The sequence below is a fragment of the Pseudomonas sp. SC3(2021) genome (genome assembly GCF_019856535.1).
Classification (GTDB): Bacteria; Pseudomonadota; Gammaproteobacteria; order Pseudomonadales; family Pseudomonadaceae; genus Aquipseudomonas; species Aquipseudomonas monsensis.
The window spans coordinates 2955486-2970652 of record NZ_CP082236.1 but is presented as its reverse complement, the minus strand read 5'-3'; the positions used below and the strand labels follow the sequence as shown (position 1 = coordinate 2970652).

Genomic DNA, 15167 nt, shown 5'->3' with positions numbered 1-15167 from the left:
CCGGGAAGGCTCCGGCAAGTAAATAGAGCTTTGACTTTAATTTCGAAGTTACACCTCGAAAAACATTCGCCGAAAATTCCCTGTTGCATTCCCGCCGAACCTCACCGCTCGTCTGCCGCCCGAGGATCGGGGAAAAAACGCCTTGCGTCAGCCTTAAGATATATCTTAAGTTGTATCTAAACATGACGAGAGAAGAGCGAAATGAGAGACCATCATTCCCCCCACCGCGAACACGGCGATGGCCGCGACGGCTTTGAAAAGCGCCCCGGGCGCGAACGCGGCGGCCGTGGCCCGCGGGTGTTTGCCCCCGGCGACCTGAAATTGCTGCTGCTGGCGCTGGTCGCCGAACAGCCTTGCCACGGTTACGACCTGATCCGCCAGATCGAAGGCATGTTCGACGGCGCCTACAGCCCCAGCCCCGGTGTGATCTACCCGACCCTGACCTTTCTTGAAGAAAGCGAACTGATCAGCGGCGATGCCGAGGGCGGCAAAAAACGCTACAGCGTGACCGACGCCGGACGTTTGTCTTTAAGTGAGCAAGCCGTGGCGCTGGATGGCGTGCGCATGCGCATCGACGTCAGCAAGCGCTCGTTGCGCGGCCATGACCGGCCGCCGGAAATCCACGAGGCGGTGCATAACTTGCGTCACGCCCTGCAACTGCATCACGGGCGCTGGAGCCCGGAAGAAATCCTGCGGGTGCGCGACCTGCTCAACGACACCGCCAAAGCCATTGTCGACGGCCCCGCCGTTCAACCTGCCTCGGAGAAAGCCGAATGACTGCAGTCGATACCCAAACCATTCACCGTGTCATGCACGAAATCAAACGCCGCAAACTGCAAGTGCTGCGCGTGGTCGACCTGACCCCGCGCATGCGCCGCATCACCCTCGGCGGGCCGGAGCTGGCCGGCTTCATCAGCCTCGGCACCGACGATCACGTCAAACTGTTGTTCCCGCAGAACGCCGAACAGACGGCAGCGCTGGAGACCCTGGTGCTCGGCGCTGGCAAAAGCGATGTGCCGATGCCCGAAATGCGCGACTACACCCCGCGCCGCTACGACCTCGACACACTCGAGCTGGACATCGACTTCGTCCTGCACGGCGACGGCCCCGCCTCGACCTGGGCCGAGCAGGCGCAACCCGGACAGTTCCTGCACATTGGCGGGCCACGCGGCTCGATGATCGTGCCGGACATCTTCGACAGCTACCTGCTGATCGGCGACGAAACCGCCCTGCCCGCCATCGCCCGCCGACTCGAAGGCCTGGCAGCCCATCGCAAGGCGCTGGTGGTGATCGAAGTGGAAAACGGCCGCGAGCAGCAAGTGCTGGACAGCGCCGCGCAGGTCAATGTGATCTGGGTATTGCGCGAGGGCGGCAAGGACAACCTGCTGACCACCGTCAAACAACTGCAGGTGCCCAAGGGCAATCTGTATGCGTGGGTGGCGACGGAGACCAAAGTTTCACGACAGATCCGCCGGGTGCTGCTCGATGAGCACGGGCTGGATGAGCAGTTTGTCAAAGCGGTCGGCTACTGGCGCGCCGAAGGCACTGCCGAAGAGGAGTGACTTTTTGCTATTCACCCTCCACTTGAGGGGTGAACTCAATTGTGGCGAGGGGATTTATCCCCGATGGGCTGCGCAGCGGCCCCAGAACCTGCACCACGGTGAGCCGGGTAATCCGCGGAGGCAGGTTTCAGGGCCGCTCCGCGCCCCATCGGGGATAAATCCCCTCGCCACAGGTTTGCATGCATTCAGGACTGCGATCCGCGCAATCGGTCGAGGCCGATCAGCGCCAGCGCAATCAGCACAAACCCCACCAATATCCCCCCGGCATTGATCAACACCTGCGGATAACCGAGCACCGCCACATCAATGAACGGATACGCATACGCGCCGAGCAGATGCCCACGCAGCAAGGCGTAGATGAAATACACCAGCGGGTAAATCAGCCACAGCGGCAAGTGCCACAGGCGCAACGTCCCCTTGGGCACACAACACCACCAGTAGCCGAGAAACAGCAGCGGCATCACGTCGTGCAGCAATTCGTCGGCAATAAACTGCCAGCCCTGCGGGTGCCACAAATGCCGCAGCAAAAGGCTGTAGGCCAGACCGACCACAGCGATACTCACGGCAATGCCGCTGCTCACCCACGGCTGCAAAAACCAGCGGCGCGCGGCGGACTCCCGCTGGGTCACGGCGCAGGTCAGCACCGTCGCCACCAGCGTGTTGGTCAGAATCGTGAAGTAGCTGAAGAAGCTGACCAGGCCGCCCAACAGGCTGGCGCCGATGCTCAAACGCGCGAAGAAAATCAGATAAAGCTGAATACCCAGTCCCGCCCAGCCCAACACGGCCGCGCAGGAGATCAGGCGTTGGCGCCCCACGGTGTCCATCTCAAAGCGGTCGTTTGGTGCGCATCAGCTTCACGTAAAGACGCTCGACCTTCTCCCGCGCCCACGGGGTCTTGCGCAAAAACGTCAGGCTCGACTTGATGCTCGGGTCGCTCTTGAAACAGCGGATATCAATGCGCTCGGCCAGCCCCGACCACTCGTAATGCGCCACCAGCGCAGTGAGGATCTGTTCAAGGGTTACGCCATGCAGCGGATCGGGAGTGTGGTCGTTCATGCCAGGCCTTTGGACGATGGGAAAATGCACAAGCCGCGCACCTTAGCCGAGGGACCGGTCAGGTGGAAGGCCTTGCTTCAAATGTAGGCCAACCGGAGAAGATCGCAGCCTGCGACCCGGCCTACAATGCGCCCGTTTGACGCACTGTTACCGATTGCGAAACGCTGCATGTCAGCAAAAGCCCTTTGTCTTTTTGTTACAGATCATTATCCTGCCGCCCTTCAGCTGAATCGCTTCACTGCCTGCGTCACATTGAAGCGCCCGGTTTCCCCCAAGAAAACATCGAAAAAGACTGATCCATGCCTGATTTTTCCTTCTCCAGAGACAGCGCTATCTCAGCGCTGCGCCTGCTCGGCGGCTGCACTGCACTCGGCCTCGCCACCTACGCCCAGGCGACCCCCGCCTTCGACAGCGACTCACCGTACATGCTCGGTGACTGGAACGGCACCCGCACCGAACTCTCGGAAAAAGGCTACGACTTCAAACTCGATTACACCGGCGAAATGGGCAGCAACCTGCACGGCGGCTACGACCACGACCGCACTGCGCGCTACAGCGACCAGTTCGGTCTGGGCACGCACCTGGACCTGCAAAAGATCCTCGGCTGGGACGATGCCGAGTTTCAACTGACGATTACCAAGCGTAGCGGCAACAACATCAGCAACGACCGCATCAACGATCCACGCGTCGGCGGCTTCACCTCGGCGCAGGAAGTCTGGGGTCGTGGCCAGACCACGCGCCTGACACAGATGTGGTATCAGCAGAAATTCTTCGACCAGAAACTCGACATCAAGGTCGGCCGTTTCGGTGAAGGCGAAGACTTCAACAGCTTCCCGTGCGACTTCCAGAACCTGGCGTTCTGCGGCTCGCAGGTCGGCAACTGGGTCGGCGGCATCTGGTACAACTGGCCGGTCAGTCAGTGGGCACTGCGGGTCAAATATCACCTGACACCAGAGCTGTACGCCCAGGTCGGCGCCTACGAGCAGAACCCGTCGAACCTCGATCGCGGCAACGGCTTCAAACTCAGCGGCAGCGGCACCCAGGGCGCCGTGTTGCCGGTCGAACTGGTGTGGACGCCGAAGCTCAACGACCTGCCCGGCGAATACCGCGCCGGTTACTACTACAGCAGCGCCAAGGCCTCTGACGTCTATAAAGACCAGAACGGCCAGCCTGCCGCACTGAGCGGCGAAGCCTACCGCAGCGCGTCGAGCAAGCACGGCGTATGGTTCGGCGCGCAGCAGCAAGTCACCAGCATCGCCAGCGACCACTCGCGCGGCCTGAGCGTGTTCGCCAACGCCACGATGCACGACAAGAAAACCAACGCGATCGACAACTACGTGCAGGCCGGCGTGGTCTACAAAGGCCCGTTCGATGCCCGCGCCAAGGACGACATCGGTTTCGCCCTGGCCCGCGTGCACGTCAACCCGGCGTACCGCAAGAACGCCGAAGCGAGCAACCGCGCCAACGCCGTCTACGACTACGACGACCCGACGTTCCTGCCGCCGCAAGACACCGAATACAGCGCCGAGCTCTATTACGGCGTGCACCTCGCCAACTGGCTGACCGTGCGCCCGAACCTGCAATACATCCGCCATCCGGGCGGTGTGGACAAGGTCGATGACGCGCTGATCGCGGGGATCAAGATCCAGTCGTCGTTCTAAAGCACCACGAAAAAACCTGTGGGAGCTGGCTTGCCAGCGATAGCGATTTCACATTCGACATCAACGTCGCCTGATGTGGCGCCATCGCTGGCAAGCCAGCTCCCACAGGGGGCGAAGAAGAAATTCGTTAGCTAGACAAGTTTTTATCTGAACCATGCCTGTGCCAAATCGTCATCTAAAGTGACTACAGCGCGGGACTACATAAACGTCACGGAGAATCACACTATGAGCACCGAAAGTGCTTCGAGTCGGGGCCGTCTGCTACCGAGCCTGCTCGGCATTCTGCTTCTACTGATGGGCCTGGCCATGCTGGCCGGGGGAGTCAAGCTGAGCATGCTCGGCGGCTCGCTGTACTACCTGCTGGCCGGTATCGGCATCGCGCTGTCCGGCATTCTGATGCTGATGCGCCGTCGCGCGGCGCTGGACCTGTACGCCATCGTGCTGTTCGCCAGCACCGTCTGGGCGCTGTGGGAAGTCGGCCTGGACTGGTGGCAACTGGTGCCGCGCCTGGCCCTGTGGTTTGTCCTCGGTTTTGTGATGTTGCTGCCGTGGTTCCGTCGTCCGCTGCTGCTTAACGGCCCGGCGCCGATGGGCACTGGCGGCCTGACCGTGGCCGTGATTCTGGCCGGCGTTACCGCACTGGCCAGCCTGTTCACCCATCCGGGCGAAACCTTCGGCGAACTGGGCCGCGACACCGCGGACACCACCAGCACCGCGCCAGCCATGCCCGATGGCGACTGGCAAGCCTACGGCCGCACCGAGTTCGGTGACCGTTACTCGCCGCTGAAGCAGATCACTCCGGCCAACGTCGGCAAGCTGCAAGAAGCCTGGCGTATTCAGACCGGCGATCTGCCGACGGCTGATGACCCGGTCGAGCTGACCAACGAAAACACCCCGCTCAAAGCCAACGGCATGATCTATGCCTGCACCGCACACAGCAAAGTGCTGGCACTGGACCCGGACACCGGTAAAGAACTGTGGCGCTTCGACCCGCAGATCAAGAGCCCGGTCGGCTTCAAGGGCTTCGCCCACATGACCTGCCGTGGCGTGTCGTACTACGACGAAGCTGCGTACGCCAAGACTGAAAACGCCGCCTCGGCGGTGATTTCCGAAGCCGGCAAAGCCGTTGCCCAGGCCTGCCCGCGTCGTCTGTACCTGCCAACCGCTGACGCCCGCCTGATCGCGCTGAACGCCGACACCGGCAAAATCTGCGAAGGCTTCGGCAACAAAGGCGTGGTCGACCTGACCCAAGGCATCGGCCCGTTCACCGCCGGTGGTTACTACTCCACCTCGCCAGCGGCGATTACCCGTGATCTGGTGATCATGGGCGGTCACGTCACCGACAACGAATCGACCAACGAGCCATCGGGCGTGATCCGCGCCTTCGACGTGCGCGACGGCCACCTCGTATGGAACTGGGACAGCGACAAGCCAGACGCCACCGAGCCATTGGCACCGGGCGAAACCTACAGCCGCAACTCGGCGAACATGTGGTCGCTGGCCAGTGTCGACGAAAAACTCGGCATGGTTTACCTGCCACTGGGCAACCAGACCCCGGACCAGTGGGGCGCTGACCGCACCCCCGGCGCCGAGAAATTCAGCGCCGGCGTTGTCGCCCTCGACCTGGCCACCGGTAAAGTGCGCTGGAACTACCAGTTCACCCACCACGACCTGTGGGACATGGACGTTGGCAGCCAGCCAACCCTGCTCGACATGAAAACCGCCGACGGCGTGAAACCGGCGCTGATCGCCCCGACCAAACAGGGCAGCCTGTACGTCCTCGACCGTCGTGACGGCACGCCGATCATCCCGATCAAGGAAATTCCGGTTCCGCAAGGCGCCGTGAAAGGCGACTTCACCGCACCGACTCAAGCGCGTTCGGACCTCAACCTGCTGGCCCCGGAACTGACCGAAAAAGCCATGTGGGGCGCGAGCCCGTTCGACCAGATGCTGTGCCGCATCCAGTTCAAGGAACTGCGCTACGAAGGCCAGTACACCCCGCCGTCGGAACAGGGCAGCCTGATCTACCCGGGTAACGTCGGCGTGTTCAACTGGGGCGGCGTCTCGGTCGATCCGGTTCGCCAGATGCTGTTCACCAGCCCGAACTACATGGCTTTCGTTTCGAAAATGGTGCCACGCGAAAAAGTCGCCGCCGGCAGCAAACGCGAAAGCGAAACCGCTGGCGTACAACCGAACACCGGCGCGCCATACGCGGTGATCATGCACCCGTTCATGTCGCCATTCGGCGTACCGTGCCAGGCCCCGGCCTGGGGCTATGTCGCCGGCATCGACCTGACCACTGGCAAAGTCGTGTGGAAACGCAAAAACGGCACCAGCCGCGACAGCTCGCCGATCCCGATCGGCTTCACCCTGGGCGTGCCAAGCATGGGCGGCTCGATCGTCACGGCGGGCGGCGTCGGCTTCCTCAGCGGCACCCTCGACCAGTACCTGCGCGCCTACGACGTGAACACCGGTAAAGAGCTGTGGAAATCGCGTCTGCCAGCAGGTGGCCAAGCGACTCCGATGACCTACACCGGCAAGGACGGCAAGCAATACGTGCTGCTGGTTGTCGGCGGTCACGGCTCGCTGGGCACCAAGATGGGTGACTATGTGATTGCGTACAAACTGCCGGAATAAGATTTAACGGCGGTAAAACAAAGGCGATGCCCCGCAAGGGACATCGCCTTTTTTGTGCATGCAATTTCTGAGTCCACCAAAGAAACCTGTGGGAGCTGGCTTGCCAGCGATATCGGTGGGTCAGACGGTACACATGCCGGCTGGAAGAACGCCATCGCTGGCAAGCCAGCTCCCACAGTTTGATCAGCGTTGGATGTAGGAATTTTGCTCGTCCTACAGACGCCGGGAATTGCAGGGATATTTCCGACAACTCGCGTCGGTTGTGCCTCGGAAATCGGCTGGATAGGCTCAAGGGGTCGCTGCAAATTCAGCGATGGGGCGTCGCGGCCCGATAACTGATGCATAATCGCCAACCTCACGGCACCTCTGTGCTGTTTGTTTGTGTCATGGCGGCTGTGCGCGGGATACCTTCTTGGAGGTATGCCGATTTCTCAGTTATCGGTCCGCGAACCCGCGTACAGCTGCCACCTCCGATTGCGTCGCGGCAATCGAAGGCAGCTCCACTTTCACCAACTGAGTATTCACCATGAAAAAACCTACACCGAACCCACCAGAAACAAACGAAACCTCCCCCTACCAATCCCCCGATTCCAAAAAATTCCACGAAGCCGCCGAACGCGCCCTCGACCATTACCTCAAACCCAACGCCCTGACCCTGCGCTTTCACAAACCCAGCACGATGTTCCAGGTCGCCCCCGAGCAAGACAGCGAAAGCCTGCTGGTCCACGCCTGCGAATCGCTGGCCCAGGCCAGCCTCATGACCAGCGACATCGCCGCCTACATCGACCTGCCGCAGCGGCGCACGATCCTGGCCATCCAGCAAATCATCATGCTCGCCGAACTGGCCGTGAACCGCGTGCTGGATAACCACGAAATCCCCGCGCAAACCTGAAATCCACCTTATGTAGGAGCTGCCGCAGGCTGCGATCTTTTGATCTTGTCTTCTAAAAGCAAAATCAAAAGATCGCAGCCTGCGGCAGCGGTTGCACCAGGTAAAGGTTAGCCCGGCTGGCTCAGACAGCTTTCCCTCCACTTTTCATCCGCGCCACTCGATCAATGATCAATTGCTCGGCCTGTTTGCGGGTCTCGAGCAAGAGACTCTCTTCCGTCGCGCTATAGATCACCCGATAACGCAGACCTGGGGTGTCGGGGGAATATTCGCGAATAGTGAAGCCTTGGTAATTCGTATCGGTATAACTCATGGTTTGATTCCTTGAAGTCGGCAAATTGGCCTGCACCGTCCTGAGGCCCAAGGGCGCCTGGTTAATCTCGGGGCGAGCGGGCAACGTGTCTACTGTCAGAAATTACAGGGGCTCAAGACAGGTTCGAAATAACCCGCAATGAATTTTGATCTATGGCGACTTCAAAACTGTCTGGAAAAACGTTCATCACCGGAGTCCTACAGAATCGGCTTTGAGCGGGATATTTCCGACAACTCGCGTCGGTTGTGCCTCGGAAATCGGCTGGGTAGGCTCAAGGGGTCGCTGCAAATTCAGCGATGGGGCGTCGCGGCCCGAGCAGTTCATTCGATTTGATGCATAATCGCCAACCCAAACTTTAGCGCTCAGGTGCTTTTCGTTTGGTTTGATGGTGGCTGTGCGCGGGATACCTTCGGGTATGCCGAGATTGCCGAATGGCTCGGTCCGCGAACCTGCGTACAGCTGCCACCCTCTGTCGCGTCGCGGTGATTGAGAGTGACAGCCCCACTTATCATTCGGAGCTTCACCATGAAAAAGCCGACCCCCAATCCACCAGAAACAAACGAAACCTCCTCCTACCAATCCCCCGATTCCAAAAAATTCCACGAAGCCGCCGAACGCGCCCTCGACCATTACCTCAAACCCAACGCCCTGACCCTGCGCTTTCACAAACCCAGCACGATGTTTCAGGTCGCCCCCGAACAGGACAGCGAAAGCCTGCTGGTCCACGCCTGCGAATCGCTGGCCCAGGCCAGCCTCATGACCAGCGACATCGCCGCCTACATCGACCTGCCGCAGCGGCGCACGATCCTGGCCATCCAGCAAATCATCATGCTCGCCGAACTGGCGGTGAACCGCGTACTGGATAACCACGAAATCCCCCAACCCCCAACACACAGCTAACCCTGTGTGAGCGCGAGCCTGCTCGCGAAGGCGTCAGCCCATTCAGCCGTTGGAGTGACTGACACAGCGCTTTCGCGAGCAGGTCCGGGGCGTTGTTTGACGAAGTCGAATACATTGAAAGATCACGCCCCCCATATATAGATACCACCTACCCCCCGCTGTCCCTCGCCATGCTGCCCCCTCATCCTCAGCATGGAAAAAGTGCCCATGAGCCACACCACAGCGCCCACCGCCGAAGAGATCAAAAACGATCTCAACGCTATCGGCCATCATCTGTTCAATACACAAACACCGTTGCTTCCCGAACAGCAACTGAATCCCGAACAGACCTATCTGAAACGCCTCGACGCGCAACTGAAAACCTACCGCGCAAGCTACTTGCAACGCAGCCGCGTGCTGTATCAGGCCCTGGAAAACAGCGATCTACAAAGCGATGAAGGCAAACGGCTGATCGCAACGCTGAAAATCAGACTGGCCCCCCAACTGCTCGACATGGACCAGCGCGACCGGATCGACGGCAAACCCGCGAAAACCTTTCTGAACTATGACGCCGGCTTCACTGGCTTCGGCCACGAGGCAAGACAGGCCGTCACCGACCGCCTGCTGCACCCGCAGGCCGGCGCACTGCTGCAAAAGCTCGATCTGGCGCCGATGCTGCGTCCGGCCGTTTACGCGCTGCAGTTCACCTATCAAGACACCACCGTTGAGCTGGCCGGCGCCTTTGTCGTTATGGAAAAGGACACCCGCCGAGTCAATGACTTGCAAACCGACCAGAGCATGGGTTACGCCCTGCTGTTCACCCCGACAAGAGGCATCGAGTTCTTCAACTCCCTTGCTGACCTCGACAACCAGTTGCGCTCGTCCCTGAACCAGCCAGGCGATAGGGAGGCGTTCATGCACATGCTGCCGACGCGCTATCACGCAGTGGGCGCAGCGGGGATCTGGCCGCTGCTGCTCGCACCGATCGACAGCAAACCCTTGTTCGAACACACCTACGATGCGCTGATCGAAAAACGCATGCAGGATATCGAGCGCGCCCTGAGCCTCGTCGATAACCCGCAGCAAGACCCCAAGCGATTGCTCACCGCGCTGGAAAGCGCAATTGCCGGCGCCCTGCCGGATCTCACGCCGCGCCTGGAATTACGCGCGCAAACCTTGTTCGAACGCCACCTGCTCTACAGCGCACCCGACTGGTACCGCAGCGCCAGCACCGCGCAAAAAACCACACTGGCGCTACATCTGCGCAACTACCAGCAGAAGCGGCAACACCTGCTCGACCTGATGGAACCGGCCGGCAGCCTGAGGGGCGTGGCCCGTCAGCAATGGCTGGAACGCCTGAGCGAAGACTTGGAAATCGACGATCTCGATCCGGAAAAGCTAAGCCTTTCGACCGAACGTCAAGTGCCGGGCTACGGCGTTTATGTGCATCAATCCAGTCTGCTCGAGCTGTCCTTGCGTGGCCCGCACACCGGTGATGAGTTACCGGGCTCAGCGTTTTTGAACCACACCCGCCTCACCTACGATGACGCGCCTCTGCCGGAGACCTACGCTGACATAACGCCGGCGTGGCTGATCAGGCAAGCCCTGGACCTGCAGCCGCGGATTGACTTCAATCAGTTGCAAAAGACGCTGCTGGCCAAGCCCGCAATCAAACCGGCCATCGAGCAGTTGCTTGATCATCGTATCGTCGCCCTCGCTCACACGGCAGTGCTGCAAGGGCACTTGCTCGACAGTGACCTGCAACTGATCCAGCGTCTGCGTGACCGCAGCGATCCCCGCCTGCACGCCGCCGCCCTGTCGCTGCATGGCGCACAGTTGCAGGACTTGTGGGTGCTGCGCCAGAACGATGAAAGCGGTGCGCTCAAACGGCTATTGCTGTGCACGCCAGAGGCGCCGCGAGCGCAACAATTCCAGGCCTTCGACAGTGAGCGCGAATGCCAGACCCACTTGCTTGGCTGGGCCAGACACAATGATGGCGCCGAGAGCATGACCGGCTACCTGATCAGCCGTGCGCCCATGCGCTTTCGCGCAAAGCTGCGCCACGTATTGTCCAGATTGAGTTTCAAGCCTGAGGCACTGGAACATCAAAAGATCACCTTCGATCGCACCGGCAGTCATCTCGATTGCCTGCGGGCGATGGCTGAACATGTGCTCGCCACACGGATCGACGACTACGATTTCAGTACACCGGCGTGGTATCGCTCGACCACCGCCGCCAACCGCCGGAAGCTGACGACCCTGAGCCAAGACGCCGAAGGTGCCTTGCGCGCGTTCGACAACCACGCCTTGTCGGGCAGTCGCTTTCCGACGTTTGATGACTACGTGCACGAGCAAGCAAAAATCAGCTTGAACCAATTGCTCAAACGCACGGCCAACGATGTCGACCCGAATACCGTCTGGGCATTCTCGCCAAGCTCCCTCGTGCACGCGTGGACGCCAAAACCGATGACCTACACCACGCTTTATCGCGACGGCTACGCCGACGGCGTGGGTTTTTTCGATGAGAAGTTTTCCCGCTCGGCCCGCTTTCGAGGCCCGGAGGGCGTCGATATCAGCAACCTGACCGCACAGAATGTCGCACGCTCGGTCACCGGTGTCTGGATCGGCCAGCGCTACATCGACAAGGTCAAGGCTGAACTGCAAAGTTCGACGAGCGGAGGCTACGGCTTCAGGCGCAACGCGACCCTGGCCATTACCCGGCTGCAGATGAAAACCGCCGCGCTGGAATGCCAGCTGCAAGGCCATATCGCCAGCCGCGATCTGCAATGGCTGGAGCAGAGTATCGACAGCATGGAGCAGACTTCCGGAGCCATCCGCACGACCTATCCGATTCACCGTTTGATGATCGACGGCGAATGGGTGATCGATGCGTGGCTGTTCGGCCATGGCGACAACCCGGTGCTGCTCTACACACCCGACGCACCCGACGGCGTCGCTTTTCGCGAAGCGCGGCTGTTCAATTACCTGCTTCAGCAGCAGTCAGGCATGCTCGAATACCTGACCATGCGCGTCGGCGCCAGCGCCCGGAACAAGGTTCGCACGCACCTTGAAAACATCAAGAAAGGGCTACCCAAAGACCTCTATAAAACCACCGCCAGCCCCGCACTTTACGACTCGACCCGGACGGTCGCGGCGGTCAGTGATCTGCGCGCGGCCCTTTACGACATGAAGCTGCAACGTCGGATCGACGACGTTAACGCCACCACCACCCGCCGTGCGCAAATGATCGCCAGTCTGGTCTGGACCTGTGTCGAATGGGTTACCGCCATCGCCACTGCCCCGTTCCCCCTGCTGAGCCTGAGCAGCGGCCTGTTACTGGCTTTCAAGGACGCCATGCTCAGCCTGCACGCGTATCGCCAGGGTGACCATGGCGAAGCATTCCAGCACTTTCTCGGTTATCTGTTCAACAGCGCCGGTGCGCTGCTGACCGACCTGCGTCCGGCTCTGCGTTCACTCAAGGCCGTGCGCCTGCCTTTGCGTCAGCGCATCGCCAGCGCCAGTGTCAGCAACGATCCACAGGCTGTCATGACTGTGATCAATCAAGGGGCACCCGAACCTGAATGGGATGGCATGCATGCGGTCTTTTTCAAAAACAAGTTGTACTTTACCCCCAACAGTCCCGACCCATTCGGCCGTTATTTGCTCTATTGGCACAAGCCGGATTCCGCCGACCTTGTTTCTACCGGCATCCTGACCGAGCGCAACGCCAACGGGGTGATGGTGCGCAGCGGCTTGGCCGGCGGCGCGCCCAAATACCAGACCGTGCCCGAGACACCCGGTCCGCACAAGGTCTATGGCGTGGAAAGCAAATACCACCAGCACATCGAAGCGGTGATGAATCCGCAAATCCGGCAGAACATCCTCCAGCGCAGTCAGTACGATATAGCCCCCCGTACCGACCTGGTGGTCGAGGAACTCGCATCGACACGCAGCGCCTACCTGAAACAGGTCGAAAAGCTCAGCACGGACGCCACCGCGCATTTCGCCGAAAGTGCTCCGCTGCCAGCCCGCGCCGAAGTCCCGCCAGTTGCCGACAACCTGTCATTTGCCCAGTTGATCGCCAGCGACACCGTCAAAGGGAAAAACCTGGTGATCGGCGCCCAGCCCGGTTCGATCGCCAGCAAACAATTGCTGATCAGCAATCTGGACGCACTCGCGAGCAACGACTTCAAGCGACTTTACGTGGAATACCTGGCGGGAGATGTTTTCCATATCAAGCTGGAAAAAATGAACAAGGGCGGAACCTGGAGACACATCAAAAAACACCTTAAAGCCGTCGACCGTGCGCTGGGACATGAGGAAAACGCGGCGTTCTCTTATCTGGCACTGGTGCGTACCGCGCGCGCGAAGGGTCTGAAAATCCATGCGCTGGATGCGTCGACCAGCTACCAACTGGACGGCGCCCTGGTACTGGACGACGTTTCGCCATTGACCCCTCGCAGCAACACCCTGAGGAATTTCTATTCGCACAAGACGCTGGCCGCCGATATCGCCGATGCGCCTGAAGAGCGCTGGGTGGTTCTCACCGAACAATCACGCATGAGCACCTTCGACAACACCCCCGGCCTGGCCGACCTGCACGCGGCTGTTGCCGTGCGCGTGGAAGATGTCGCACTGGATCAGCCGGCACGCATCGGCCTCGATTCAGCCGGGGCCATCGCCGGCGATGCGGCAGCCAGGGGCGATTATCGGGTGCAATGGCCAACGGCGTACAAGGCGCCTCAGCCCGTCTCCAGGCCCATAGCGAGCGTCTCCGTTGTCGACCATTTCAGCGAATACGATATTGCGCCCTCCCTGCGTGACGATATCGCGCAAATGTTGCATCAACCCCGCGGCATGGATTCACGCTATTCCCCGACCTTACCCAATGAAAAACAGGCATACGATGCGTTCATCGCCAAACGCCAGCGGCTCCAGGAAAAGTCCCGGGACGCTTTTGCCCACTACACGCCCCCGGAAGCTGCCACGCTCCCGCCAATCACTTCAGACACCGCGTTCGACGCGTTTTTGCAGCAACTGGCCGACGGACACTGGAACCTGCTGATTGGCGAAGCCCATGCAGACGTGTCGAGCAAAGCGCTGCTGAAAAAGTACATGAAGGCGCTCAAGCAAGCCGGGTATGACACGCTATACGTAGAACATCTGCTCACCGATTTGCACCAGGCCGAACTGGATATCTTTTATCGGACACAGCATATGCCGGACAGACTTAAGGCTTATCTGCACCTTCAGGACCGTGGCCACATGCCCCTCTATAAGGGTAACGATACGTACACAGAAGTCTATCAGTTGGCGGCCAAGTACCAGATCCGTATCAGGGCACTCGATTGCACGGCGTCCTACCATCTCCAGGGTATGGCTGGCAAAGACGTCTCGCGAAACGAGATGTTCAGCTATTTCGCCACCCAAGTGATCGAAGCCGACCAACTGGCACACGGGCCGCATAAATGGATGGCCCTCATCGGCAATGCCCACACTAATTACAACCTGGGAGTGCCGGGTCTGGCCGATACCCTCTCGGCGATCAGTCTCCATGTGCGCGACACCACTGCGGAACTGGCCAGAGGTGTCCACCACGGGATGTGGGAAGTGGTGACCGGCAGGCGCGGAGTCGATAGTCGGGCCTTACGCAGCGATTTTCGAATGAACATGGCCACCGCCGGAACGCAAACGCCAGCCCCGACACCGGCGGTCAGCCGCAGCAAACTGACCCTCCCCGGGATGTTCATGATCGAACATACAGGCACGGGTGGGCCCCGTCTGGTGCATAAATCCAAGACCGGCGACATCGTTGTGACACCGATCCAGATCAATGACCAAGGCTTGCTGTTCATTGATCGCTGGGAGAAAAAAGATCAGGGTTTCAAATACCTGCGGGAACTGATCGACATGCTGATCCATGATGTGAATTTAACCGAGGTGAAATAAACATCAGGCGTGAACTGCGCATTGCCAACCACCACCGGGCTTCACGGCCCGGTGGTTTTTTACAGTCGGATGCGGCCGCTCTGCGCCGTACTGAACAGGCCCAGCCCAAGGGGTGCAAACGCCTCGCGGGCGGCGTTCAGAAGATCGCCAGGTGCAGAGAAACCCTGTCAAAACCCTGAACACACAAACAGAAACACCCCCCCCATTGAAACCACCCCAAG

General features: G+C 60.1%; 10 protein-coding genes. 7 read left to right on the top strand and 3 right to left on the bottom strand.

The genetic code is table 11. From position 1 onward, the window contains the following. Positions 1-201 precede the first annotated feature (201 nt). Together K5Y35_RS13285 and K5Y35_RS13280 are read left to right on the top strand one after the other, a co-directional pair. Entirely contained in the window at positions 202-777 is a 576-nt protein-coding gene (locus K5Y35_RS13285; protein WP_123466113.1) for a PadR family transcriptional regulator, read from the top strand. Then, positions 774-1562 (top strand): siderophore-interacting protein, encoded by a 789-nt coding sequence (locus K5Y35_RS13280; protein WP_222834364.1) that lies wholly within the window; start codon positions 774-776, stop codon positions 1560-1562. Before K5Y35_RS13285 ends, K5Y35_RS13280 begins: the two co-directional genes overlap by 4 nt. Before the next feature lie 185 nt (positions 1563-1747). On the opposite strand, the gene K5Y35_RS13275 is transcribed toward K5Y35_RS13280, so the two are convergent. Further along, positions 1748-2386, bottom strand: coding sequence for a Pr6Pr family membrane protein (locus tag K5Y35_RS13275; RefSeq protein WP_123466109.1), 639 nt, complete (start codon positions 2384-2386; stop codon positions 1748-1750). A 1-nt stretch (position 2387) separates the two neighbouring features. Next, positions 2388-2618 (bottom strand): VF530 family DNA-binding protein, encoded by a 231-nt coding sequence (locus K5Y35_RS13270; protein WP_123466107.1) that lies wholly within the window; start codon positions 2616-2618, stop codon positions 2388-2390. Between the two features lie 299 nt (positions 2619-2917). Here K5Y35_RS13270 and K5Y35_RS13265 point away from each other — a divergent pair, with 299 nt between their 5' ends. From K5Y35_RS13265 to K5Y35_RS13255, 3 genes are all read left to right on the top strand, one after another. Continuing rightward, a complete protein-coding gene (locus K5Y35_RS13265; protein ID WP_222834363.1) occupies positions 2918-4279 on the top strand; it encodes a carbohydrate porin in 1362 nt (453 codons plus the stop codon). Positions 4280-4504: 225 nt separating this feature from the next. Next, positions 4505-6916, top strand: a complete 2412-nt coding sequence (locus tag K5Y35_RS13260) for a glucose/quinate/shikimate family membrane-bound PQQ-dependent dehydrogenase (protein ID WP_222834362.1) — start codon at positions 4505-4507, stop codon at positions 6914-6916. 526 nt (positions 6917-7442) lie between these two features. After that, the gene (locus tag K5Y35_RS13255) at positions 7443-7808 is read left to right on the top strand and encodes a DUF6124 family protein (RefSeq protein WP_186748212.1); all 366 of its coding nucleotides are present in this window, start codon (positions 7443-7445) and stop codon (positions 7806-7808) included. Positions 7809-7929: 121 nt separating this feature from the next. On the opposite strand, the gene K5Y35_RS13250 is transcribed toward K5Y35_RS13255, so the two are convergent. After that, positions 7930-8118: a hypothetical protein gene (locus K5Y35_RS13250; protein WP_186748213.1), complete on the bottom strand. Its 189-nt coding sequence runs from the start codon at positions 8116-8118 to the stop codon at positions 7930-7932. A gap of 525 nt (positions 8119-8643) precedes the next feature. Here K5Y35_RS13250 and K5Y35_RS13245 point away from each other — a divergent pair. Further along, the gene (locus K5Y35_RS13245) at positions 8644-9018 is read left to right on the top strand and encodes a DUF6124 family protein (RefSeq protein ID WP_222834361.1); all 375 of its coding nucleotides are present in this window, start codon (positions 8644-8646) and stop codon (positions 9016-9018) included. Positions 9019-9225: 207 nt separating this feature from the next. Further along, a complete protein-coding gene (locus K5Y35_RS13240; protein WP_222834360.1) occupies positions 9226-14946 on the top strand; it encodes a membrane-targeted effector domain-containing toxin in 5721 nt (1906 codons plus the stop codon). Positions 14947-15167 lie beyond the last annotated feature (221 nt).

Excerpts from the sequence above, each read along its gene's own strand:
- K5Y35_RS13285 (WP_123466113.1), top strand. The coding sequence starts at position 202 with ATGAGAGACCATCATTCCCCCCACCGCGAACACGGCGATGGCCGCGAC.
- K5Y35_RS13280 (WP_222834364.1), top strand. The coding sequence starts at position 774 with ATGACTGCAGTCGATACCCAAACCATTCACCGTGTCATGCACGAAATC.
- K5Y35_RS13275 (WP_123466109.1), bottom strand. The coding sequence starts at position 2,386 with ATGGACACCGTGGGGCGCCAACGCCTGATCTCCTGCGCGGCCGTGTTG.
- K5Y35_RS13270 (WP_123466107.1), bottom strand. The coding sequence starts at position 2,618 with ATGAACGACCACACTCCCGATCCGCTGCATGGCGTAACCCTTGAACAG.
- K5Y35_RS13265 (WP_222834363.1), top strand. The coding sequence starts at position 2,918 with ATGCCTGATTTTTCCTTCTCCAGAGACAGCGCTATCTCAGCGCTGCGC.
- K5Y35_RS13260 (WP_222834362.1), top strand. The coding sequence starts at position 4,505 with ATGAGCACCGAAAGTGCTTCGAGTCGGGGCCGTCTGCTACCGAGCCTG.
- K5Y35_RS13255 (WP_186748212.1), top strand. The coding sequence starts at position 7,443 with ATGAAAAAACCTACACCGAACCCACCAGAAACAAACGAAACCTCCCCC.
- K5Y35_RS13250 (WP_186748213.1), bottom strand. The coding sequence starts at position 8,118 with ATGAGTTATACCGATACGAATTACCAAGGCTTCACTATTCGCGAATAT.
- K5Y35_RS13245 (WP_222834361.1), top strand. The coding sequence starts at position 8,644 with ATGAAAAAGCCGACCCCCAATCCACCAGAAACAAACGAAACCTCCTCC.
- K5Y35_RS13240 (WP_222834360.1), top strand. The coding sequence starts at position 9,226 with ATGAGCCACACCACAGCGCCCACCGCCGAAGAGATCAAAAACGATCTC.